Consider the following 22,237-nt stretch of genomic DNA (forward strand, 5'->3'; position numbering starts at 1 on the left):
TAATAATTGCCATCACTTCCTGCCGATGTTGTTCCAAAATGCCCACTCGCTTGGTGCCTGCTTTCTTAGGGGCTAAATCTTGAGTTTGTTGGTACTGACGCACCCAGCGGTGTACTGTTCTTTTGGTCACCATGAAGCGTTTAGCTACCTGGCGGATGGAGGTGTTACCTGCCTGGTAGGCTGCTACAACTCTTTGCCGCAAATCCAAAGAATGAGTCGGCATTCCTTTCTCTCCTTCCTCTTGAATACCTGTACTCTATTTTAAATTAAAAGGCTGTATCAGCAAATAGATACGAGAAAAAATGACAAAAAGTCTTGAAAGCAGGGAGAGAAAGGATGGCTAATTTATCCTCTTTGCAAGCAATTCTCCAGAATTACGTTTCCAGCACGCCGGAAGTTCAAGGAGCAGCAGTGGTCACGCCAGATGGCTTGCCTCTGGCCTCTGCATTGCCGGCAGGCATGGACGAAGAAAGGGCATCGGCCATGTCGGCGGCTATGCTTTCTCTGGGGGAACGAATTGGGAAAGAGCTGAGCCGCGGAGCCATAGAGAGAATTTTTGTGCAGGGAGAAAAAGGGTACGGCGTTTTAACCAGTTGCGGACCTGACGCCGTTTTGCTGACGCTAGCCAGCCATGAAGTTAAGCAAGGCTTGCTCTTTTTGGAAATGAAGCGAGTGGCCGCAAGCATTGCAGAAGCGATGAAGTAGGCAAGCTAAGCAGGGAAGCTGGGTTTTGATTTTCGCTTGATTTTGAGGGAACTATGACTATCAAACCTTTGGAGCTGCTGCAAGTCTTGATCTCGCGCACCGAATTTACAGACGAAGACAGGAAGATTTTGCAGCAAAGTGCCGACTGGGGCAGCAGCATCGCCACAGAAATGTCGGATGCCTTTTACGGCTATTTGGATCGCGATGCTGAGATGGCAGCTGTTATTGCTAAGCACAACCGGCAACGGCTGGGCCAGACTTTTACGGACTGGTTTAAGGAAATGTTTACAGGCATGGACAACTGGGGCCCCCAGTACGCCGAGCGCCGCTGGAAAATTGGCCTAGTTCATGTGCGCGTTGGCATTGGCCCTCAACACGTGGTGCCGGCCATGGCCACGGTTGTGCAGGAGGTGAGCCGCCGGCTGGTCAAAGAGGGCAAGCCCGAGCAACTGCGGATGAGCCTGAGCAAGGTCTGCATGATCGATCTCTCCTTTATCGAGCAAGCCTATCTGGAGGTGGCTTACAACGCTGTGCAGCAGGAAACGGGCATGAGCGAGGCGTTGTTTAAGCGTCTTATTGCCACCGGCGCCAGCAACTTAGCTTCTTAATTCGGCAAGGGCTCTAGGGGCAGATTTAGGCTAGGGGTTTAGGGCAGGGGCTGACTATGGACAACATTCTCCGCATCGTCGTAACCGGGCCGGTGGGGGCTGGAAAGTCCACTTTTATCCGCACCATTAGTGAGATCGAAGTGGTCGATACAGATCGCAAGGCCACCGATGAGGTGGCAGAGCTGAAGCAGAGCACAACGGTCAGCATGGACTTTGGCCGCCTGAGGATCGGAGAAGAGGAAGAAGAGATGTGGCTGCATCTCTACGGCACCCCCGGCCAGGCCCGCTTCAGCTTTATGTGGGATATTTTGATCCGGCGCGCCCATGGGTACATCCTTTTGGTGCCCGCCCACCTGCCCGGTCAGTTTCGCAACGCTCAGGCTATTCAAGCTTTCATGAAGGCGAGGACAGATGTTCCCTCGGTTATTGGGATCACCCATGTCGATCACCCCAATGCCTGGGATCCAGAAGACATTTTGCTGATCTTGAACAACCAATCGATTCCCCACACGACCCTAAATGCCCAAGAGCCGGCCTCTGTGGCCAATACTCTGCTCCTATTGGTTGAGCAACTGATGCCCCAGGTGGTTGTCTGAGAGGGGGTAGCTGAGACGGCTCGACCTGCTCCGATTTCTCTTAGATGCTGACTCCGCAGCAGAAGATGCTAAGAAATGTTAAGCTAAGGAGGACTGGGATCAGGTAAGCTTCATGGAGTCTCTTTACGCTGGCGGCGAGTTTTCCCGTAGCTTTGTCAACCCCCCTATCTACTCGGCCATTGCCCTGCTCAGCTTCTTCGCGGTTATTTTCGGCATCATCTTTAAAGACAAGTTGGAGTACCAGGTAGCTCTTTGGCAGCAGAACCGAGAGAGCCAGGGGCAGATTCGCTACCGCACGCCGGGGGTGATCCTCACCTATACTCTCTGCTGTGTGTTTACCTTCGGCTTTGTGGCTGCCTGTTTGAACGTGTTTGGCCTATCTTTGGGCTTGGCTGCTCTGGTGGGCGGGATCCTTGTCTTCAGCACAGCAGGATTGATCTGGTGGCGGCTGGGATCCCTGATGGAGCTGTTGGCGGTGGGGGGATCCCAAGCGGTTGACATCGACTCCTACGGGGCAGGAGCTGTTTTAGATCCTGAGGCAGCGACGCCCACGGAAGGAAAATAGGGTACTGATGCAGAACTTTTGGCAGGCCGTCGCTCAGCACCTTTCTGAAATCACAGGGGATCCCTTGCGTCCTCTACACTACCGTCCTGTGGGCGGGGGCAGCATCAACGCTGCCTACCGGCTCTCCTGTGCGCTCCAAGCTTTTTCTGCCCAGGAAACTAGGGACTACTTTGTTAAAGTGGCACGGGGAGGAGAGGGAGCGCTGGAGATGTTTGCGGCGGAAGCGGCAGGCCTGCAAACTTTGGCGGCAGCCAAGGCTGTGCGGGTGCCGCAGCCGATGGCCTGGGGATCCGTCGGTGGGCAAGCCTACCTGGTGTTGGAATATCTGGAGCTGACCTCGCCCCGCCCCCAAACGGGGAGTCTGCTGGGATCCCAGTTGGCCCAGTTACACCGCACGCTCTCCCCCAACGGCCACTACGGCTGGGATCGCAACAACACCATCGGCTCGACGCCGCAGATCAACAGTTGGCGACAGAACTGGCTGGACTTCTACCGGGAACAGCGACTGCTCTACCAGGTCAAGCTGGCTTGTCAGCGGGGTTACCGCGGCGCGTGGGTGGCGCAAGCCGAGCGGGTAATGGCGGAGCTAGAGACTTTCTTTCTGGACTACCGACCCGTCCCGTCTCTGCTGCACGGGGATCTCTGGGGCGGCAACTACGGCGCCTTGCCCGACGGCTCGCCGGTGATTTTTGACCCAGCCACCTACTACGGGGATCGGGAGACGGATTTGGCGATGACCGAGCTTTTTGGCGGCTTCCCGGCAGAGTTCTACCGGGCTTATCAAGAGGCCTATCCCCTGGACGAGGGGTATTGCCAGCGCAAGCCCCTCTACCAGCTCTACCACTGGCTCAACCATCTCAACTTGTTTGGAGAGGGCTACCTGGGCTCAGTGCAGCGGGCCTTGCAGCAATGCTTAAGCTTTCTTGGATGAATCTCCCGCCCCCAAGGATGATTGCGCCCAGTTACTGGTTCCTTAGTGGCTCTTTGCTGGCGCAGCCTCTCCTGCCATGACCACAGCTCCCATATCTCCCAGCAAACGGGACTGGTTGCGCAATACCCCCAACAGGTTCAGCCGGTTGGCCCGCAGCCTGGGATCCGGATCCATGACCAAAACCGCCTCGAAAAAACGATCCACTGCGGGGGCTGCTGCCTGCAGGCCCTCCACCAGTGGGGTAAAGTCTCCTTGGAGGGCTGGCTCCACCCCCAGGCGGTAAACCCTCTGGCAAGCCTTGTACAGCTCCCGTTCTGCCGCCTCCTGCAACAGGTCGGCATCCACAGCCGCTGCCGGATCCAGCACGGCGCTGTCCAAGTCTCCCTGGGCGGCCAGGCGGGCACAGCGATTGAGGGTGGGGTAGAGATCCGCCAATTCCCCGGTGGCTCGCAGGTGTTGCAGGTACTCAGCCCGCAGCAGGGTGAGGGGCAGGTTGGCTAAGGCTCGCCGAGGGAGGTCGGACTTTGCTGGCTCCCCCTCTTGCAGCGCTTCTGGATCCCCAACCACTGCCCTGACCAGGTCGTAATCAATCCGCTTTTCCTCCTGCAGAAGGATTTGCAGCCGCTGCAGCAAAAACTCCTGCAAAGCCTTCAAGGTCTTCTCGTCGCCTGCCGCGTAGTCCTGCACCACCCTCTGCAACAGGGAGTTGAAGTCAAAGGTCCAGCCGGCATCCCAGGCAATCAACACCAGGCTGTTGGCGGCCCGCCGCAGGGCAAAGCGATCCGAAGAACCAGTAGGGATCTGCCCCAAGCGAAACATGCCCACCAGGGTATCGAGGCGATCCGCCCAGCCCACCACCCGTCCGGTTAAAGAGGCGGGCAAGGCCTCCCCTGCCCCCAGGGGCCAGTAGTGTTGTTCGATCCCCTCCGCCACCGCCTCCGGTTCCCCATCCTGCCGGGCGTACTCGGCGCCCATGATCCCCTGCAGCTCGGGAAACTCGTACACCATCTGGGTCACCAGATCCGCCTTGCACAGGTAAGCGGTGCGATCCACCAGCGCCTGCTCCTGCGGATCCAACTTCAAGGCAGCGGCGATGAGACGGCTAATTTGGCGGATGCGCTCCACCTTGTCGCGCATGGATCCCAGCCCTTCGGCAAAGGTAACTGCCTGCAGGCGTTCCACCCGCTGGGCCAACGGGATCCGCCGATCCTCCTCGTAGAAAAAGCGAGCATCGGCCAGGCGTGCCCGCACCACCCGGCTGTTGCCTGCTGCAATCCGCTCTGCTTGCCGGGGGTCGCCGTTGGAGATGGTGATGAAGTAGGGCAGCAGTTTCTGGGGATCCCGGCCATCCCGCACTGGGAAGTAGCGCTGGTGGGTGATCATCACCGTCTCGATCACCGCCACGGGCAATCGCAAAAACTCCGGCTCAAAGCGCCCCAGAACCGCCGTCGGCCACTCCACCAACTGCACCACCTCCCGCAGCAAAGGAGCAGGGATCTGGGCTTCCCCATTCACCTGCCTGGCCAGCTTGGTCACCTCAGCCTGAATGTATGCCTCTCGCGCTGTTGGATCGGGGCTGACCCCCGCCTCTTGCATTTGCTGAACGTAGCTCTCGGCCCGCTCCAGGACAACCTGCTGGGATCCCAAAACGCGGTGCCCCCGGCTCACCCGCCCCGCCACCAAGCCCGGCAAAGGATTTCCCTCGGAGGTAGGCCAGAGCAAAGGCAACACCTGATCCTCCCAAAGGGAAACCAGCCAGCGGATGGGACGGGGAAACTTCAGGTCTCCATAGCCCCAGCGCATCAGCCGTTCGCCGCTCAAGCTGGTGATCCAGGTGGGCGCCAATTCCTGGAGCACCGCCGCCGTCGGTCGGCCCCGCACCCGCTGCACCGCAAACACAAAGGATCCCTTGCCCACTTGCCGGATTTCCAGGCTGCCGGGATCCACCCCTTGTTTTTGGGCAAATTTTTCCCCGGCGGGGGTGAGCCGGCCATCTTGGTAGGCCACCTGCACTGGCGGCCCCTTCACCTCCAAAGTGCGATCCGGCTGCTGGGTGGGCAACCCCTGCAACAGAACCGCCAGGCGGCGCGGCGTACCGAAAAGCTGCATCTGCTCCGCTTGCAAATGGGCCTCCGCCAAAGAGGCCGGGATCCCGGTTCGCCACTGCTCCAGAGCCGAATCCACAAAACTGGCTGGGAGCTCTTCACAGCCGACTTCCAGCAAATAGGCAACCATACTGATACATTTACGCTGAACACTGCTGAACATCACTGTTCAACTATGCAGCGATAGCATTCTGTTTGTTTCCAACCAGAATGGCGGTATCCCGCAAAGCTTTGAGTAGAATACCCAAAGCGCAGTTTCCGTGTCGTCTTACTACCAATTTTCTGCTTTGCTTTGGCTACCATGTTGGCAGACTCGAAAGTAAACAGAAAGATCAACTGGTAGTAATCCGTACTGAACATATCATACGTCATTTTCAGTATAGTTGAGCTTATTATTGATTATTATTGACTAGAGTCATGCTCCTGTGCTCCGTAGGGTACCATCCCCACTTCCTCAATCAACATAGTCTATGGCTCTGGGCCTCCCTTCTGGCTCACGACTGCTCCGAACCTGGGGTATCCCAGTTTACCAGGGGAGCCGGGGCGTCGTTGAGACAAGAGCTCCAGTCCGCCAGACAACACCCCAATGCCATCCCTGTCAAGTGGGCTCTGCGGCCGCCAGAACCCCATCTCCTTGGCGCAAGGGATGAGCTGAATCCCGCGGCAAATGCGCCACGATGATGGGAAGGCTGGGTCGGTTGCGGGCGATGGTCTCCGGCTCTCGGCCCAGGCGCGACCGGTTGCCGGTTTCACTGGGAACCAATACCAACACATCTCCTGGCTGCAGCGCTTTGAAGGCTTCCGCCACCACCCCCCCCTGCACCCGCTGAACCGGCAAGTGGGCATAGCTTTCTGCCGGCAAGGCTGGGGAGCTTTTCCGCCCAGGTCGGGTTTGCACCAGCAGGATCTGCAAACCTGCTTTCAATTCGCCGGCCAGCGTTTGCGCCAGCCCAATGGTCTGCTGCAGGGATCCGGGAGAGACCTCCAGCTCCGGTGCAACCAAGAGGATGCGGCGCGCCGTCTCGATGGGTACTGGAAACCGCGTAATCAAGACTGGGATCCCCACCTGCCGCACCACCGCGCCGATGATGCTGCCGAAAAAGTTCTCTGTATAGGTGGAGTAGCCCTTCCAGCCCAGGATCACCAAGGTCGCCCGCCGTTCCGCCGCCGAGCGAATGATCCCTTTTTCCACCGAGTCATCCACCCGCCGGATCGGCTCCACTCGGGTCACGGCGCTGTGGGCCAGAGCTTCGGCAAAGGTCAACAATTGCTCCTGCCGGGCCAGGGCTGCCGGCGAGATCCCGGCGCGGTCAGACAAAACATGCAGCGGCAGCAGCGTTCCCCCATCTTTTTTGGCCAAAATCAAAGCCAACTGTAACAGGTTCCTCTCAGTATCCGGGTTGGCCACCGGCACCAAGACGCGAGCTCCCCAATCCGGCTTGGGCAATTCGGTGGACTCTGCCGCCACTTCGGCTGGCTGCATTTGCTCTCCCCAGCGGGCCACAATCCAAGGCGAGGCAACACAGGTCACCAGGATCATGGCAATGGTGCCGTTCACCGTCAGCTCATCCACCAACTCCACCTGAAAGGCCACCGTGATCGCCGCCAGGGTAGCCGCCGCCTGAGCCATCGACAAACCGAACATGATCATCGTGCTGGCAAAGCGCCAGCCAAACAGTTGGGCCGGGATCCAAGCGGCCAGAAACTTGCTCACCACCTCCGTTGCAATCATCACTCCGCCCACCAGCAGCGTGCGCGGCTCGCCGAAGAGGATGCCGGGATTGATCAGCATCCCCACCGAGATCAAGAAAAACGGCACAAACAACGTGTTGCCGATAAACTGAATGCGGTTCATGAGGGGGCTGAGCTGGGGGATGATGGGGGTGATGGCCGTCCCGGCCAAAAAGGCGCCCACCACCGGCTCAATGCCGATCAACCCCGCTCCGTAGGCCACCACGAACAAGGTGGCAATCACAAAGGTAAACTCTGCCCCCTCGTCGTGGCCAAAGCGCCGGAAAAACCAACCGCCCAGCTTGGGCACCCCCCAGAGGGTGGCCAAGGTGTAGAGGGCAATCGAGGGGATCAGCGTCAGCCAAAATTGCAGCGTCAGCTCGCCTTGGTGGGCGCGCACCACCACCGCCAGCACCAACAACGCCAAGACATTGGTAATTAGCGTCGCCCCCAAGGTGGCCGTCACCGTCTGCAAGCGCATCAGGCCCAACTTGGAGACGATCGGCAGGGCGATGAGGGTATGGGAGGCAAAACACGAGGCCACCAGCACCGCCGCCAAAAAGCCATACCCCAAAGCCAGCATGGCCGTCGTGCCGATCACCATTGGCAACAGAAAGGTGAGCGCTCCGAAGATGCTGGCCTTCCAGGCATTTAGCTTCAGATCCTCCAGGCTGGTCTCCAGCCCGGCCATGAACATGAGAAACAGCAGCCCCACGGTGCCCAATAAGACGATGGTCTCGTCCCGCTGCAGGATGCCCAAGCCGTAGGGCCCCACCACCAAGCCGGCCAAGATCAGGCCGATGATCCCCGGCAGGCGCAGCCGCTCAAACAGCAGCGGCGCCACCAGCATGATCGTCAGGATGATCAGGAACACCAGCACCGGGTTTTTCACCGGGCCGAGCGTGGCCAGAGGGATCCCTGAGATTTGCAGCCAGCTAGCTCGCATAAATACCCGACAGACACCAACGCAGAGACTCGGCAAAGCGCCCGCCTGAGTCTATCAGATTCATCCAGATCCAGATAGCTCCCCATCGCTCGCAGCCTTCGTCCAGTCTTCAATCTCCGACAGGACGTTTAACAAGCATTCAAAATACATCAAAAACACGCTGGGAATGAAGACAGCCTGGCGGTGGCGCCCGCAAAGAGGCGAGAGAAACTTTCGAGAGACACCCATTAAAATCGGAGGGTACATGCTCTTGGGCCGCTTATGAACCAGCTTGCTCCTGGAAAAGTGATCGGTCAGCGCTATCAACTGGTTCAGAGCATTGCGGCAGGGGGCATGGGGCAGGTGTTCAAGGCTGTGGATACCCGCCTGTTCAATCGCCCGGTGGCGGTGAAGCTGTTGCACCAGAACTTGGCAGGCGATGAAAACACCCGTCGTCACTTGCTCAAGCGCTTTCAGCAGGAAATTCGCATCAGCACGCTGCTGGGGGAGCACCCGGCCATTGTCAAGGTGCTGGATTACGGCCTGGAGAACAACCAACCCTATCTGGTGATGGAATACCTGACGGGGCGCAGCTTGGGAGAACTGCTGCTCAAGCAGCCGCTGCTGCCGCCGCAACAGGTGGTGAAGATCGCCCGCCAGGTGTGTGCTGGCCTCTACTACGCCCACAACCTAGAGACCGAGCAGGATGGCCATCTCATCAAGGGGGTGATCCATCGCGACATCAAACCCAGCAATCTCTTTGTCTTGAAAGATGAGACCCTGGGGGAGACGGTCAAGATCCTGGATTTCGGCATTGCCAAGCTGCTCAGCGATGTTTCCCTGGCCCTCGGCACCCAAACCACCGGCTTTTTGGGCACAGTGCGCTACGCCTCTCCCGAACAGGTGCGCGGCGAGGAACTGGATCCCCGCTCCGATATCTACTCGTTCGGCGTGGTGCTCTACCGCATGCTGACCGGTCAACACCCCCTAAAACCGAAGACCGATTCTTTTCCCGGTTGGTACGAGGCCCACAATTACCAACAGCCTCGGCCCTTCGACCGCTCCCAGTTGCCCCATGAGATCCCGCCGGCGCTGGAGGAAGTGGTGCTTGCTTGTCTGGCTAAAGATCCCGGCCAGCGGCCCCCGAATATGAAGCTCCTCAGCGACCAATTGGAGGGATCCCTGCAATCTGACAGCAGCGCCGGCTCTGCCCTCACCCCCCCTCCAACAACCTCGCCCTTTTCCGAGCGCACCCTGGCAGCCCTCGATGGTCAGGAAGGCGCCCATCGGCTCAGCGCCCAGCCGGAGCCCAAAGGTAGGCCGCTCCCCCTCTGGGGAGGGATAGCCCTTTTGGCCGCCATTGCCGGGAGCACTTTTTGGGGCCTGCGTCTGCTCTTGGATCCGGGCACAGGCATGGAGAGACCGCCTGCCGTTCCGCTGCCCCCTGCCACCGATGGGCAGCAAGCCATCCCGGAGCCGCTGCTGGACTGGCTGCTGCGGGATCCAGCGGGTGAGCCAGCGTTTGAAGATGATCCGGATCCGGCTCGGGACAACCCTCAAGACCCTCCTCAACCCGAACCCACGCCCACACCGGCAACCGCCCCAGCACCCCCGCCCACTTCGCCGCCCCCCCCCCCCCCCCCCCCCCCCCCCCCCCCCCCCCCCCCCCCCCGCTGCGCCCCCGCCCCGACCGGTTGCAGTGCCCACACCCGCTGCTCCACCTTCTCCAGCTCGTGTCCCAGCCAAGCCTCTCCCCCCACAGCCCATCAACCAACCCTTGTTTCCCCCCATCAATCGGGCCGCTCCTCCTGCTGCCTCCCCCACCCCTGCCCAAAACCCCACGCCCAGTTTCCTGGAACGCCTGCGCGAAGAGCGGGAACGCTTGGGGAAGGACTAGGCCGAAAAAAAAGGGATCCCTGAGGATCCCCTAGCAAAGAGCTGGGCAAGGCTAGTCCTCGATGGGATCCCCCGTCAGAGGATCCCAGAAGAGAGTCAGTCAGGCAGCAGCCAGCCGGGCATTGGCGGCATCCCAGTTCACCAGGTGCTCCAGGTAGGCGCTGATGAAGTCGGGCCGCCGGTTTTGGTAGTCCAGGTAGTAGGCGTGCTCCCAGACATCCAAAGTGAGCAGGGGCACTTGGCCGTGCACCAGCGGGTTTTCGGCGTTGGGGGTTTTGGTAACCTTGAGGGTGCCGTTGTCCAGCACCAGCCAGGCCCAGCCGCTGCCAAACTGGGTGGCCGCCGCCGTTTTGAAGGCCTCGACAAACTTGTCGTAGCCGCCAAAATCGGCGTTGATCTTGTCGGCGATGGGCCCCGTCGGCGCGCCGCCCCCACCTGGCTTCATGGATTCCCAGAAAAAGGTGTGGTTCCAGACCTGGGCGGCATTGTTGAAGATGCCCACTTTGTCGGGATCCCCAAACGTGGTCTTGATAATTTCTTCTAGCGACTTATTGGCCAGCTCGGTGCCTTCGATCAGCTTGTTTAGGTTGGCCACGTAGGCGGCGTGGTGCTTGCCGTGGTGGTAGGAGAAGGTTTCCGCCGACATATAGGGCTTGAGGGCGTCGGCAGGGTAGGGCAGAGCCGGGAGTTCAAAAGCCATAATCGTCTGTCCTCTGTGTCTTGTGCAAGGAATGCAAGAAAGAACGCGGCGAAGGGTCAGGATAACCAGAAAAAGGCGTTACCTTTCTTTGCAGTTTTAGTGTAACTCAGAATCAGTACGCGCTGGGATCCCTTGGACACCTCGATTCCGGTTGGAACCCTGCTCGACCCCAGAGAGGTGGAATCGCGGCTGTCTCAGCGCAATTGCCGATAACCACTTGTTGGCCAGCGGTTGGAAAAGCGAGATGTCCCAGCTACAGAGGGCTAACGGGATCCCTCCCGCAGCAGCTCGATCAGCAGGGGAGCGACATCCCTGAGCAGGGGGATCAAAACAGCCGTGATGGCGGCGATGGTCACTACATTGCGGGTGAAGTTGAGGGTATCGCGGCTGAGCTGGAAAAACCGCTCGTCCCAGCGTTTGACCTCGGCCTCCAGACGTTCTTCGGCGCCAGCAATGCGTTCCTCGGCTTTGGCAATGCGTTCCTCGGCTCTGGCAATGCGTTCCTCGGCTCTGGCAATGCGCTCCTCGGTGCCGGCAATGGTTTGCATCAGCTCTTGGTTTTGCCGGGCCAGTTGGGCGATGGCCTGAGCGTTGGCCTCGACGGCGCGCTCGATGCGCGCCAGCCGCTCCTCGCTATTGCTCATGGCCGGGGGGGAAGAAATTGCTGGGGGCTGGGGAAGTCTTGGGGTGGGATCCCTTGCAGGGCCTCGCTCATGAAGCGCTTCCAGGTGGGGGCGACAAAGGCGCCTCCTGCCGTGCCCGGCAACATAGGGGAGTTGTTGTCGTTGCCGATCCAAATGGCGGTGGACAGTTGCGGCACATAGCCGATGAACCAGGCGTCGCGAAAATCGGAAGTGGTGCCGGTTTTGCCGGCCACCGGGCGCCCATCGTCCAGACGGGCCGCCGTCCCCGTGCCCTGGGTCACCACCCCCTTGAGGATCTGGTTGAGGGTGGCCACCGCCCAGGGATCCAAAACCCGCTGCGGCTGGGGCTTGGCCTCGAAGAGAATCTGACCGTTGCGATCCACCACCTGAGCCAAGAGAGTTGGCTCCACCCGGTAGCCGCCATTGGCAAACACCGCATAGCTGGCGGCCATTTCCAGGGGGCTGACGCTGGCCGAGCCCAGGGCCGTGGCCAAGTTGGGAAACATCTCGGCACTGATGCCCGTGGCCTGGGCTGCCGCAATGACGTTGCGGATCCCGACTTCATCTGCCAGCTTGACGGTGGGCACGTTGCGGGAGAGCTCCAAGGCGCGGGCAAAGGTGAGGGGGCCGTAGAAGGTGTTGTCGTAGTTTTTCGGGCTGTAGGGAGGCGAGCCAGGATAGGTGATGGGAGTGTCGTAGAGGATGCTGTTGGGCCCGTAGCGGCCGGTAGCCAGAGCCGCGTAGTACACATAGGGCTTAAAGGTGGATCCCGTTTGGCGAAAGGCTTGGGTGGCGCGGTTAAATTGGCCCCGTTGGGCGTTGATGCCGCCCACAAGGGCCTTGACATAGCCGGTGCGGGGATCCACCGCCGCCAGGGCCATCTGGTCGGCCCGGCGAGCAGCTCCGATGCGAGGCCCGTCTTCGTTGACAATGCGCTGGGCAATGCGCTGCAGCCGCAGGTCGATAGTGGCCTGAACCCGCAGCCCCCCCTGGAGGATGGCCTGCTCGCCATAGCGGCGCCGCAGCTCTGCCTCAATGGCGTCGGTAACCGCCGGGGCGTTGCTCTGGAAGGAGGTGATGCGGCCCAAGGTCAATTCTTGCTCCCGTGCCGCCTGGGCCTCTTCCGGGGTAACCCAGTTCAGCTCCACCAGGCGATCCAGCACCAGCCGCTGCCGTCGCTTGGCCCCTTCCAGGTTGCGAAAGGGGCTGAGGATTTCCGGGGCCGGCAGGATCCCGGCCAACATCGCTGCTTCCGCCAAGTTCAGTTCCGCCGCATCCTTGTTGAAGTAGCTGCGGGCCGCCGCCTGGATGCCGTAGAGGTTGTGCCCCCAGTACACCTGGTTGAGGTACATCTCCAGGATCTCGTCTTTGGTAAAGACTTGCTCCAGCCGCACCGCCAGCACAATCTCGGCCACCTTGCGGCTGAGGGTGCGCTCCGGCCTCAAAAACAGGTTCTTCACCAGTTGCATCGTCAGGGTGGAGCCGCCTCCTGCCGAGCCCAACCCCCCTTCAACACTGCCCAGCAGCGCCCGGCCCAAACTGACCGGGTTGATGCCGGGGTGGGTGTAGAAGTGGCTGTCTTCAATGGCCAGCAGGGCTTTTTTCATCTCCGGCGAGACCTCTTCCAGCGAGATCACTTCCCGGTTGGCTTCCCCGTGCAAGCTGGCAATCGGCTCGCCGCGAATATCGACAATGTGGGTGGTGGCCACCGGCACGTAGTCCCGCAATTGATGCACATCGGGCAGGTTGCGGAAGCTGATGGCCAACCCCATCAAGCCGGCAGCCGTCGCTGTAGATCCCAAGAGCAGGGATCCCAGCAACAGGTTGCCCACCGTGGCGGCGGCCTGAGCTCTCCAGGAGGGGCGAGCGGGTCGGGCGGCGTCGGCATACTCGTCATACCCCGGAAAGGGGCGGCTGTAAGGATGCTGCGAAGCCGAATTCCTAGCCCAGCGGGCCGATGGTCTGCGACCGTAGGTCACCTCAAAAACCCCGTCACTTCAGCGTTGCGGAGCGACCGCAAGTCTGACCCATTATAGGGCGGCGCTTCTTAGGCCGGCAGGGGATCCTTTCCCTCTCTGAGTGGGCCAAATCCGGGTGAGCGTGGGGGGTTTCCGAGTGCTTTGTCTGCTGGCTGCTGGGATCCCCAGTTCCCTACCAGCCCGGATCTCGACATGCTGTTTCGCAGGGCAGGCGGCTGCCTCGCCGCTATCTCGCCCCAGAAGGGCGGCAAGATTGTTATCGACGTGCGAAAAACTCAGTTAGAACTGCTTAGCAAACTTTTCTGCAAAAGGGATCCCTGTCCCACCGCGTTGAGATCTTGCGCCTGGAAGCGCTATCTCGATATCCAGGACTCTTGTCATTGGCAGTGTTGGCAGGGCCAGAAGATCCAGGGCAGCGTCTTGCCAGGTGGCTAGAGCAATAGCCGAGATACGAAACTGCGGCAAGAAGAGGAAGTATCTGGGGTGTTTCCACATCCCTTCCCGCAAGCGGGCCATAGGTCTGGGAGTTGGGGTTACGGCGTCCCCTGCGATGCAAACCGCATGCTCTGGGCAGCTCGGCAAGTGGGAGCCATCCCACAAGCTGAGAAAGACCCCCCTGGCAGAGCGCTGCGCGGAAGCAAGCTATAGCCGTGGGGAGAACATCAAGGAAGACCTGTCTGAGACCTTCCGCTGCAAGGGAGATGTCTGCGCCGGCAGCGCTCTGGATCCCGGAAGGAAGCTGTAGGCTGGATTAGGTTCTCGATGCAACGGGCCGAGTTCGACCAACCTTGACTGCTACTGATTGGGGATCCCGGCGCAACTTGCCTGAGCAAATCGGCTCGATGCAGGGGCCACGGGTTTTGATCTGTGGCTACCACGGCTACGGCAATGCCGGCGACGAGGCGTTGTTGCTGGCCCTACTGCGGCAACTCCAGCAGTTGTCCGGCCCTGTACAGCCGGTGGTGCTCTCTCCTCGCCCCGCGGAAACGGCTGCCACCTATGGGGTACTGGCCTGCCCGCGCTTCGATGGCTGGGCTTTGCGGCGCTATCTGAGGCAGTCTCAAGCTTTTATCTGGGGTGGGGGCAGCCTGCTGCAGGATCGCACCAGTTGGCGCAGCCCCCTCTACTACCTGGGACTGATGCTCTGGGCCCAGCGGCGGGGGCTGAAAACCTTGGCCTGGGCCCAGGGGATCGGGCCGTTGCAGCGGGGCTGGATCCGCGAGCTGGCCCGCCGCGCTCTAGCAGGTTGTACAGCCATCAGCGTGCGCGACGCCGTTGCTTCTCAATGGCTGCGAGCCTGGGGGATCCCCCATCAGGTGGCCCCGGATCCGGTTTGGGGCCTGCCCTCCAAAACCCTGCCGGAGTGGGAAAGATGGCCTCAGCCCCGCATTGCCGTGGTCTTGCGGCAGCATCCCCAGCTCACTCCAGCGCGATTGGAGATTTTGGCTGAGGGCCTGAGACGCCTCCAGGCTGCCACCGGAGCTTATCTGCTTTTGCTGCCCTTCCAACTGGCTCCGCCTGGATCCCCCGACCTGGGGCCAGACTACCGCTTGGCGCAACGGCTGCAACAGCGCTTGCCCGGCCACAGCCAGGTGTTGGAAATTCGGGATCCCTATCTTTTAAAGGGGGTCTTTCGGGGGGTGAAATTGGCAATTGTGATGCGCTACCACGGCCTGGTGATGGCGGCAGCCGAGGGCTGTGCCTGCTTTGGCCTCAGCTACGATCCCAAGGTGACAACGCTGCTTGAGGAATTGGGCATGCCCGGCTGGGATCTCGAGGCGATCCCAGAGGATCCGGAAGCTTTGCACCGGGCTTGGTTGGCCTGCTATGCCGATGGGCCGGCCCTCGGCCCTGACCAAGTGGCCGTTTGGGTGGAGCGATCGGCCCAGCACGCCCAGTTGTTGAGGCAGCACCTCCACTGGCAAGCAGCGGGGAGTTGAGAGCTCCTACCCTGTTGACCGAGACAATGGCGGCCTAGGCCCCGCCCTTCAGGGCTTGGAGTGTTCCCCGCTGCCAGTGTGGATTCAGGCAGCCGTCCTTGTCGAGATTCGCTCTACCCTGGGAATAGGGTGCCAAGCCAAATCCCCTCCCATGAGTGCCGAGATTCAACCCTGTACGCGCCAACAGATCCTGATCGGGATGGGCCTGACCAGCCTGATCGCGGCGGTGATCGCCGGCCTCTGGATCTGGCTGGGATCCCTGCGCGTGCCCTTCCGTTGGGATCCGCTGGCCGTTGCCTGGGGAACGGCGCTGGGGCTGGGGGTGGCGCTGCTCAGCTGCGGGGCTTACTGGCTTTGGCCGGCCTATCGCCGGGCGGCTTCCGCCTACTTGCACCTGGTGGCGGATCCCCTGCAGTGGTCAGATATCTTCTGGGTGGGGGTGCTGCCGGGCTGGAGCGAGGAATGGCTGTTTCGCGGCGTGCTGATGGGATCCCTGGTGGCCAGTCCCTTGGGGTGGACGGGCGGGATCCTCTTGAGCGGCCTCTTGTTTGGGGTTTTGCATTGGCTGGGATGGCAGGGTTGGCCCTATGCCGTCTGGGCCAGCGCCGTGGGCGTCCTCCTGGGGCTGGGCGTGTGGCTGTCGGGAAACCTGCTGGTGACCATCGTCGCCCATACTCTGGTTAACTGGATTGGGGTTTGCCTTTGGAAATGTTCCGCCTTGCCAGCCGAATCCTGATCGCGTCAGCGGGCCGTAGGCCTTTCGCGTCAGCGGGCCGTAGGCCTTTCGCGTGAGCGGGCCGTAGGCCTTAGTTGCCGACGTCGCCGCCACCAATTCCCCCTCTCCCTCTGGGGCCGGGGGTGAGGAGAATTATCTCGATGCCAAGCCGAGGGATGTTAAAGCCTTTGAATTGGATTTTGGGATCCTTCCCGGGGCTGCAGGTGGGGCGATCCTTGCTGCTTATTGGCCTGGGGGTGTACGGCTACCTGCTCTGGCTGGGCTGGTTTCAATCGGAGCGGCTGATCTTTTTGCCTCGCCCCGCCAGCTACCAGGATGGGGATGCCATTTTCAAGCTCACCACCGCCGATGGCCTGCAGATTTCGGCGGTGTATCTGCCCAACCCCGAAGCCACCTATACCCTCCTCTACAGCCACGGCAACGCCGAGGACTTGGGAGATATCTTGCCGCGCCTGGCTGGCCTGCAGCAGGGGGGGTTTGCCGTCTTGGCCTACGACTACCGCGGCTACGGCACCAGCGAAGGGATCCCTTCCGAAGCCGGTGCCTACAAGGACATTGAGGCCGCCTACGCCTATCTGGTGGAGCAGGGGATCCCGCCGGAGCGGATTTTGGTTTACGGACGCTCGGTGGGGGGCGGGCCCTCGGTTTACTTGGCAGCCCAAAAGCCGGTGGGGGGTCTGATCCTGGAATCGACCTTTGTAACTGCTTTTCGCGTCTTGACCCGCATCCCGCTGCTGCCTTTTGATCGCTTCGACAACCTCAGCCGCATCGCCCAGATCAACTGCCCACTGCTGATTTTGCACGGCACCCAGGATCGCTTGATCCCCTTCTGGCATGCCGAAGCCCTTTACCAAGCGGCACGGGATCCCAAGCGTTTGGTGCCCATCGAGGGAGCCGATCACAACAATTTGCTACAAGTGGCCGGGGAGCGCTACCTGCCCATCCTGCACCAATTTGTGGCCGAGCTGGTGGATCCCGAGCATCCTTTCTCCAAGCAGCCGGCTAAGTAGCGATAAACACAGTGTTATGATGTCCCTGTTTTGTTAGCTAAGACCCAGAGGGTACTGGTTACAGAAGCAGCAAATCCAGGCGACTCTTTTGCCCTGGGCTTTCCCGCTGCTTTTATTCGCTGTTGGTTGACCGAAGAAGGCGGTTTTCAAGGCCATGCTTCAGGAGATTCTCAGCTTCCAACTGCTGGGCAACCCCCTTTGGAACTACCTGCTGGTATTTTTCATCTTTGTAGTCGGGATCTTCGCCATCCGCACTGTGTTGCGGGGCTTGGTTCTCCGAACCTTGGCAGGTTGGTTCTCTAAACTCAGCGGGATCCCCGGCAATACTCCTATTCAACTAGTAGAGCGCTACCTGATCCCTTTGCTCTACCTGGCTCTGATTTACGTCTGTTTGAGCAGCCTAAATTTGGCCACCGTCCTGCGGCAAACTCTGGACATCCTGGCCACTGTCGTTGGCACCTACTTGGGCATCAATCTCCTCAGCGCCAGTGTAGAGTATGCTCTGCGCATTTACCTGATGCGCAAAAAAGGCGATGCCACCACCGAGCAAAGCTTGCTGTTGCTCTCCCCTCTGATCCGGGTGGTGTTTACCCTTATCGGTATCTTGTTTCTGCTGGAAAATCTGGGTTTTGATGTGGCAGCACTGGTGGCCAGCTTGGGCATTGGCGGTATAGCCATTGCTTTGGCGGCGCAAGGAGTCTTACAGGATCTGTTTGCCTATATCTCTATTTTGATGGATCGGCCTTTCGAGATTGGGGATTTTATAATTTTGGGCGATTTTATGGGATCCGTAGAGTACATCGGCATCAAAACCACGCGCCTACGCAGCTTGGGCGGAGAGCAGATCGTGATGGCCAATACCGATATCACCGGATCCCGAATTCGCAACTACAAACGTATGCAGCGGCGGCGGGTGGTTTTTGGCTTTGGCGTTGTTTACGAAACTCCCCCCGAAAAGCTGCAGGCCATTCCAACCTTGGTGAGACAAATTATCGAAGCCGAGCCCAACGCCCAATTTGACCGCGCCCACTTCGCCGCCTACGGAGATTTCAGCCTCAATTACGAAGTGGTTTACTACGTGCTCAGCCCAGACTACAACCTCTACATGGATGTGCAGGAGCGCATCAACTTGGCTCTGAAGCGAACTTTTCAGGAACAGGGAATCGAATTTGCCTACCCAACGCAGTTGCTCTACCTGAGCTCGAAGCAGCAGGGTGCCCTCACCAACCTCTCTTAGTCCTCTCTTAGTAAAGAAGTGGGATGGGAATGGGGCTGCCGGCGGGTTTTCAGATAGCTCCTTGACCCATCAGTTCTTGCAACAGGTTCTGCGCCGTTCCCATAAAGCGCATCACGTCAGGATGATGGCTCCAGATGGGGTCGCTTTCGGGGAAAACCTCCCGCGAGAACATGCTCTGCACGGCTCGCAGATAAGGCAGCAGGACGGTGTAGCTGGCCGGGGTGAGCTGAAAGCGCAGCGCCTCATCCAAAAGCTCCAGCATCTGCCGCACCAGCTTCCACTCCACCTTCAAAGGAGGGTAGAGCATCACACACAGGGGAAACAGCTCTTGTTGGACAGCCGCCACACTGCCTTCCAGGACGCAGAGGCCCAAGTACACCTGGAACATCTCCACATCGCGGATGCTGGAAATCCGCACCTCCAGATCCGTCAAGGGGCCGCTTTCGCAGCGATAGCCTGGGAAACGCTGCGCCACCTCAGCACAGATGGACTCTGCCACGCTGGTAACCAGAGGCAAGAGCTCTTGCACGGCAGCCAGGGGGGCGGAAAAGGTATCGCCTGCATGGGCGGCGGCACCCTCGTACATCCTCTGGAGGGGCATGTAGAGGTGGTCGTCCATGACCTTCAAGTAGGGGTGGAAGAGGCCGCGCTCTTGAGGGGATAGGGCTTGCAAGACCATTTGCCCCGTGTAGTGGAATTGCATACTTAAAAAGCCCAGCACCCGCGGATCCCGTTCGCTGTAGCGGGCCCTCAGCCGGCCACAGAGCGGCGCGATCTGCACCGAAAAGCGAGCCGGCGAGAGGCCCTCCCCACAACTTTCCGCTGCCGCCTCAAATAAATCCCGAGAATCCTCGGCAATTTGCCAGGGATCGATCAAGTCCGGATCCAGCCGCTGCTTGGGTATTTCAGCAGCCAAGAGCCGCTCTGTCTTGGCCCAGGCCTGGGAGCTGGCAAAGCGCAGGGATCCCTTCACTTTGTCGGCCAGTTGGGCGCCCAGCAGCTCGCCCAAGGCCGCCTGCGCCCGCAGCTTGTCTACATATTTTTGGGCCCACAGGGTGGCCAAGCTGCAAGTTGTAGCTGTTTCTGCACTTCCCATCGATCCCACGGCCTCGCCCGAGAAGCTAGATTCTGTTACCTACAATACCCTTAGCACGTCGCCGTTGCAGCCTGTAAAGAACTTACAGAATATTAATTCCCCCGCAACAATCGTTTACGTCGGGAAAGGGCACTCCCCCTAGCCGGCAAGTTGGCAACACCTTAAAATATCCTAAAATCCGCTCGGAAAAGTGGAGTTTTTGTGGCAGAATAGACTGTAGATCGATCGATGGCAAGGATCCGGATCCCGGCCTCACCGGACTGAACTCTTTACTGAGGAGAAAGAGCGTATGGCTCTCCGACTTGGCGATACAGCTCCCAATTTTACGCAAAAGTCCACCCACGGCGAAATTGACTTCTACTCCTGGGCCGGGGATAGCTGGGTAGTGTTGTTTTCCCACCCTGCCGACTACACGCCGGTCTGCACCACCGAACTGGGCACCGTTGCCAAGCTGATGCCCGAATTTGAAAAGCGGGGGGTGAAGGTGCTGGCCCTCAGCGTGGACGATGTGGACTCCCACCTGGGCTGGGTGAAAGACATCGAGGAAACCCAGAACGCTATCGTGAACTACCCCATCTTGGCAGATGTAGACCGCAAGGTCTCGCAGCTCTACGGCATGTTGGATCAAACCAACCTTAACCAAGAAGGGCTGCCCTTGACGGTGCGCTCGGTTTTCGTTATCGATCCCAACAAGAAAATCCGCCTCATCCTTACGTATCCGGCCAGCACGGGCCGCAACTTCGACGAGCTTTTGCGGGCCATCGACGCTCTGCAGTTGACGGATAAGTACAGCGTCGTCACCCCTGCCGACTGGAAAGATGGCGACGACGTCATTATCCCGCCTTCGCTGCAGGATCCTGAAGTGCTAAAAGAAAAGTTCCCGAAAGGTTACAAGGAGCTCAAGCCCTACCTGCGGCTCACCCCTCAGCCCAATAAGTAAGTCCACCCCCCTTGGCAGGAAGGGATCCCTTCTCCGCCGAAGCCGTGATTCCTTTCTCTGGATCCCCGCCGAGGGGATCCTTGACTTTATGGTTCTTTAAACCCGCCTAAGACGGTTTCGGAGGGCGCTGCGCTGGCCTAGGCGAAACCTCCTCTTCTGGGAGAGAACGATCGCCGGTGGGGTTGGGATCGAGTTGGGCGGCAAGTTTAGGCTTCGGGGAAGGAAGCTGCTGCTGTTTCGGCCAGCCTCTCCACTGTAAAGTAGCGATGGAACTTATCCGTCACCCGCAACCAGGGGGAGCGGCTGCCTTCTTTGCGATAGCGGGTCACAAAGCCCTTTTCCACCAGCTCTGCCACGTGTTGGTAAGCGCCCTGACCGCGCAACTCCACCAAGTCAGCTTGCGAGAGGGGGCCACGTAGAACGATGGTTGCCAAGGTACGGGTGGCGCCCACCCCGATTTCAGGGGGCAAGAGCTGGTTGGCCAGCTCCAGAAAAGGCTCCCGCAACTGCAGAGCAAACCCCTCCTCCACCTGCAGCACCTCTAGGGCAGAATCGCGGTGGGCGTAGTCTTCCATCAGCTCCAAAAGCGCATCGTAGGCCTCCTCGCGGCTGCAGTGGGCCAACTGGGCCAGCGTCGATAGGGCCAACGGCTGTCCCTTCAGGTAGAGGATTGCCTCGATCTGATTTTTCAGGGCTAAAAGACGCCCCCCTCCTATCTCTGGCCTGGAATCTGAAACCGACTTGGAACGACGCGAGGGCATAGCGACAAGGGATCCGCTAACCTGTCCCGTAGCATAGCAGCAGTTGCAGACTGAGGGATCCCTGCTGGGGCGGCCTGGGCCAAGGCGAGCGTTGCTATGCTAAACCATGGCAGGGTCTGCTTTCTCGCCCATCGCGCTACTCGGTGCGGAGTACAATTGCACAGCCTGAAGCCAATTGCGTAGCATAAATAGGGTTTGGGGATCCCAGAGAATTGGAGAGGTGTCCGAGCGGTTTAAGGAAGCAGTCTTGAAAACTGCCGTGGTTCACGCCACCGTCGGTTCGAATCCCACCCTCTCCGTTGCTTTTCCGTTGCTTTATTGAGTAACCCACAATGCTGTTCGGCGGATCTAGCCCCCTACCACGCCCCTACTCCTAGATAGGCCCTTCTACGCCTATCTAGAGGTTGGCTATCTCTTCGACGTAGCCGACCGACTGAGGGCCAGGGCCCAGGGCAAACCGCTGCCAGCGGGGCACAACCCGGAGCCCCGAAACATCAGCTTCATCTACCGGACAGAGGCAGGCTGGAAGCGGGTGGTGGTGCAAAAGGACAACAAGCTGCAGCTCTACAGGCCCAGGGAGAATTGACTGGAAAAGTGGCCTCTGGCATATTACAGGGCAACCGCCAGATCAAGTAGAGCGCAATGCACACGCCGAGCTGGAAGCCCCACCCAATCCTCAAATATGAGCGGAGTGACTGCTATCCCTATATAGTTCTTCCCACCCCCATCAGCCTGCAACTGAGCGGGCCAGAACTGCCCCCTCGCCCCAGAGAACCTGAGCCACCTCAACTACCCCCTCGACCAGTCAAGCCGCAACTACCAGAGCTCCCAACCCGTGTGATGGACAAGCTCCAGGCTGCCCTGTCAACTGGAGCTGGAGTCGTTGCCCTAATTGCGCTGATTATTGCTGAGGCTCCATTCTTTCTAATCTTGGCAGGGATGGCTGGTGTGGCCACCTTAGCCCGCTTCTTATACGAATCCTGGACTTATGAAGAGAGAATGGAAAAATACGAGAGAAAAATGCAAAGTTACAGCCTTTTAATTTAAAATAGGGTACAGGTATTCAAGAGGAAGGAGAGAAAGGAATGCCGACTCATTCTTTGGATTTGCGGCAAAGAGTTGTAGCAGCCTA

General features: G+C 59.6%; 19 protein-coding genes, 1 tRNA gene and 1 pseudogene. 12 read left to right on the forward strand and 9 right to left on the reverse strand.

The window, feature by feature from the left end; genetic code table 11:
• Positions 1-223: helix-turn-helix domain-containing protein (locus SYN60AY4M2_RS07925; RefSeq protein WP_143597317.1), on the reverse strand; the 223-nt coding region annotated here is incomplete at its 3' end.
• A 113-nt stretch (positions 224-336) separates the two neighbouring features.
• Between SYN60AY4M2_RS07925 and SYN60AY4M2_RS07930 the strand changes: the two genes are divergently transcribed.
• From SYN60AY4M2_RS07930 to SYN60AY4M2_RS07950, 5 genes are all read left to right on the forward strand, one after another.
• On the forward strand, positions 337-705 hold the full coding sequence (locus SYN60AY4M2_RS07930; protein ID WP_011431637.1) for a roadblock/LC7 domain-containing protein: 369 nt from the start codon (positions 337-339) through the stop codon (positions 703-705).
• A 53-nt stretch (positions 706-758) separates the two neighbouring features.
• A complete protein-coding gene (locus SYN60AY4M2_RS07935) occupies positions 759-1,313 on the forward strand; it encodes a protoglobin domain-containing protein (protein WP_011431636.1) in 555 nt (184 codons plus the stop codon).
• 56 nt (positions 1,314-1,369) lie between these two features.
• Positions 1,370-1,909, forward strand: a complete 540-nt coding sequence (locus SYN60AY4M2_RS07940) for an ATP/GTP-binding protein (protein ID WP_011431635.1) — start codon at positions 1,370-1,372, stop codon at positions 1,907-1,909.
• A 112-nt stretch (positions 1,910-2,021) separates the two neighbouring features.
• Complete coding sequence (locus SYN60AY4M2_RS07945) at positions 2,022-2,474, forward strand: hypothetical protein (RefSeq protein ID WP_011431634.1); 453 nt, start codon at positions 2,022-2,024, stop codon at positions 2,472-2,474.
• A 7-nt stretch (positions 2,475-2,481) separates the two neighbouring features.
• The gene (locus SYN60AY4M2_RS07950; protein WP_011431633.1) at positions 2,482-3,405 is read left to right on the forward strand and encodes a fructosamine kinase family protein; all 924 of its coding nucleotides are present in this window, start codon (positions 2,482-2,484) and stop codon (positions 3,403-3,405) included.
• Positions 3,406-3,447: 42 nt separating this feature from the next.
• On the opposite strand, the gene glyS is transcribed toward SYN60AY4M2_RS07950, so the two are convergent.
• From glyS to SYN60AY4M2_RS07965, 3 genes and pseudogenes are all read right to left on the reverse strand, one after another.
• Positions 3,448-5,646 (reverse strand): glycine--tRNA ligase subunit beta, encoded by a 2,199-nt coding sequence (gene glyS, locus SYN60AY4M2_RS07955; protein WP_206336926.1) that lies wholly within the window; start codon positions 5,644-5,646, stop codon positions 3,448-3,450.
• A gap of 37 nt (positions 5,647-5,683) precedes the next feature.
• A pseudogene (locus SYN60AY4M2_RS14765) lies at positions 5,684-5,867 on the reverse strand (hypothetical protein); the annotation flags it as partial.
• A 241-nt stretch (positions 5,868-6,108) separates the two neighbouring features.
• Positions 6,109-8,187: a cation:proton antiporter gene (locus tag SYN60AY4M2_RS07965; RefSeq protein WP_099812674.1), complete on the reverse strand. Its 2,079-nt coding sequence runs from the start codon at positions 8,185-8,187 to the stop codon at positions 6,109-6,111.
• A 261-nt stretch (positions 8,188-8,448) separates the two neighbouring features.
• Here SYN60AY4M2_RS07965 and SYN60AY4M2_RS07970 point away from each other — a divergent pair, with 261 nt between their 5' ends.
• Positions 8,449-10,086: a serine/threonine-protein kinase gene (locus tag SYN60AY4M2_RS07970; protein WP_240527772.1), complete on the forward strand. Its 1,638-nt coding sequence runs from the start codon at positions 8,449-8,451 to the stop codon at positions 10,084-10,086.
• A gap of 76 nt (positions 10,087-10,162) precedes the next feature.
• Here SYN60AY4M2_RS07970 and SYN60AY4M2_RS07975 read toward each other — a convergent pair whose 3' ends face one another.
• The 3 genes from SYN60AY4M2_RS07975 to SYN60AY4M2_RS07985 form a co-directional block, all read right to left on the reverse strand.
• Complete coding sequence (locus SYN60AY4M2_RS07975) at positions 10,163-10,762, reverse strand: superoxide dismutase (RefSeq protein WP_011431628.1); 600 nt, start codon at positions 10,760-10,762, stop codon at positions 10,163-10,165.
• A 263-nt stretch (positions 10,763-11,025) separates the two neighbouring features.
• The gene (locus SYN60AY4M2_RS07980; protein ID WP_099812675.1) at positions 11,026-11,406 is read right to left on the reverse strand and encodes a hypothetical protein; all 381 of its coding nucleotides are present in this window, start codon (positions 11,404-11,406) and stop codon (positions 11,026-11,028) included.
• The gene (locus SYN60AY4M2_RS07985; protein WP_099812676.1) at positions 11,403-13,385 is read right to left on the reverse strand and encodes a PBP1A family penicillin-binding protein; all 1,983 of its coding nucleotides are present in this window, start codon (positions 13,383-13,385) and stop codon (positions 11,403-11,405) included. Before SYN60AY4M2_RS07985 ends, SYN60AY4M2_RS07980 begins: the two co-directional genes overlap by 4 nt.
• A 788-nt stretch (positions 13,386-14,173) precedes the next feature.
• Between SYN60AY4M2_RS07985 and csaB the strand changes: the two genes are divergently transcribed.
• The 4 genes from csaB (at position 14,174) to SYN60AY4M2_RS08015 (ending at position 18,308) form a co-directional block, all read left to right on the forward strand.
• Entirely contained in the window at positions 14,174-15,325 is a 1,152-nt protein-coding gene (gene csaB / locus SYN60AY4M2_RS08000) for a polysaccharide pyruvyl transferase CsaB (protein WP_240527773.1), read from the forward strand.
• 151 nt (positions 15,326-15,476) lie between these two features.
• Positions 15,477-16,061, forward strand: coding sequence for a CPBP family intramembrane glutamic endopeptidase (locus SYN60AY4M2_RS08005; RefSeq protein ID WP_011431623.1), 585 nt, complete (start codon positions 15,477-15,479; stop codon positions 16,059-16,061).
• Positions 16,062-16,201: 140 nt separating this feature from the next.
• A complete protein-coding gene (locus tag SYN60AY4M2_RS08010; RefSeq protein WP_099812678.1) occupies positions 16,202-17,071 on the forward strand; it encodes an alpha/beta hydrolase in 870 nt (289 codons plus the stop codon).
• A 154-nt stretch (positions 17,072-17,225) separates the two neighbouring features.
• Positions 17,226-18,308, forward strand: a complete 1,083-nt coding sequence (locus tag SYN60AY4M2_RS08015; protein ID WP_011431621.1) for a mechanosensitive ion channel family protein — start codon at positions 17,226-17,228, stop codon at positions 18,306-18,308.
• A gap of 49 nt (positions 18,309-18,357) precedes the next feature.
• Here SYN60AY4M2_RS08015 and SYN60AY4M2_RS08020 read toward each other — a convergent pair whose 3' ends face one another.
• On the reverse strand, positions 18,358-19,404 hold the full coding sequence (locus tag SYN60AY4M2_RS08020; protein WP_099812679.1) for a hypothetical protein: 1,047 nt from the start codon (positions 19,402-19,404) through the stop codon (positions 18,358-18,360).
• Positions 19,405-19,693: 289 nt separating this feature from the next.
• On the opposite strand from SYN60AY4M2_RS08020, the gene SYN60AY4M2_RS08025 reads away from it, so the two are divergent.
• Positions 19,694-20,344: a peroxiredoxin gene (locus SYN60AY4M2_RS08025; protein ID WP_011431619.1), complete on the forward strand. Its 651-nt coding sequence runs from the start codon at positions 19,694-19,696 to the stop codon at positions 20,342-20,344.
• 206 nt (positions 20,345-20,550) lie between these two features.
• Here SYN60AY4M2_RS08025 and scpB read toward each other — a convergent pair whose 3' ends face one another.
• A complete protein-coding gene (scpB, locus tag SYN60AY4M2_RS08030; protein WP_049749850.1) occupies positions 20,551-21,060 on the reverse strand; it encodes an SMC-Scp complex subunit ScpB in 510 nt (169 codons plus the stop codon).
• Between the two features lie 259 nt (positions 21,061-21,319).
• Here scpB and SYN60AY4M2_RS08035 point away from each other — a divergent pair.
• Positions 21,320-21,404 (forward strand) — tRNA-Ser (locus tag SYN60AY4M2_RS08035).
• Positions 21,405-22,237 lie beyond the last annotated feature (833 nt).

This window comes from Synechococcus sp. 60AY4M2, from assembly GCF_002760375.1.
In the GTDB taxonomy this organism is placed as follows: domain Bacteria; phylum Cyanobacteriota; class Cyanobacteriia; order Thermostichales; family Thermostichaceae; genus Thermostichus.

Coding starts and splice junctions, on each gene's coding strand:
- SYN60AY4M2_RS07930 (WP_011431637.1), top strand. CDS start 337: ATGGCTAATTTATCCTCTTTGCAAGCAATTCTCCAGAATTACGTTTCC.
- SYN60AY4M2_RS07935 (WP_011431636.1), top strand. CDS start 759: ATGACTATCAAACCTTTGGAGCTGCTGCAAGTCTTGATCTCGCGCACC.
- SYN60AY4M2_RS07940 (WP_011431635.1), top strand. CDS start 1,370: ATGGACAACATTCTCCGCATCGTCGTAACCGGGCCGGTGGGGGCTGGA.
- SYN60AY4M2_RS07945 (WP_011431634.1), top strand. CDS start 2,022: ATGGAGTCTCTTTACGCTGGCGGCGAGTTTTCCCGTAGCTTTGTCAAC.
- SYN60AY4M2_RS07950 (WP_011431633.1), top strand. CDS start 2,482: ATGCAGAACTTTTGGCAGGCCGTCGCTCAGCACCTTTCTGAAATCACA.
- SYN60AY4M2_RS07965 (WP_099812674.1), bottom strand. CDS start 8,187: ATGCGAGCTAGCTGGCTGCAAATCTCAGGGATCCCTCTGGCCACGCTC.
- SYN60AY4M2_RS07970 (WP_240527772.1), top strand. CDS start 8,449: ATGAACCAGCTTGCTCCTGGAAAAGTGATCGGTCAGCGCTATCAACTG.
- SYN60AY4M2_RS07975 (WP_011431628.1), bottom strand. CDS start 10,762: ATGGCTTTTGAACTCCCGGCTCTGCCCTACCCTGCCGACGCCCTCAAG.
- SYN60AY4M2_RS07980 (WP_099812675.1), bottom strand. CDS start 11,406: ATGAGCAATAGCGAGGAGCGGCTGGCGCGCATCGAGCGCGCCGTCGAG.
- SYN60AY4M2_RS08005 (WP_011431623.1), top strand. CDS start 15,477: ATGAGTGCCGAGATTCAACCCTGTACGCGCCAACAGATCCTGATCGGG.
- SYN60AY4M2_RS08010 (WP_099812678.1), top strand. CDS start 16,202: ATGCCAAGCCGAGGGATGTTAAAGCCTTTGAATTGGATTTTGGGATCC.
- SYN60AY4M2_RS08015 (WP_011431621.1), top strand. CDS start 17,226: ATGCTTCAGGAGATTCTCAGCTTCCAACTGCTGGGCAACCCCCTTTGG.
- SYN60AY4M2_RS08020 (WP_099812679.1), bottom strand. CDS start 19,404: ATGGGAAGTGCAGAAACAGCTACAACTTGCAGCTTGGCCACCCTGTGG.
- SYN60AY4M2_RS08025 (WP_011431619.1), top strand. CDS start 19,694: ATGGCTCTCCGACTTGGCGATACAGCTCCCAATTTTACGCAAAAGTCC.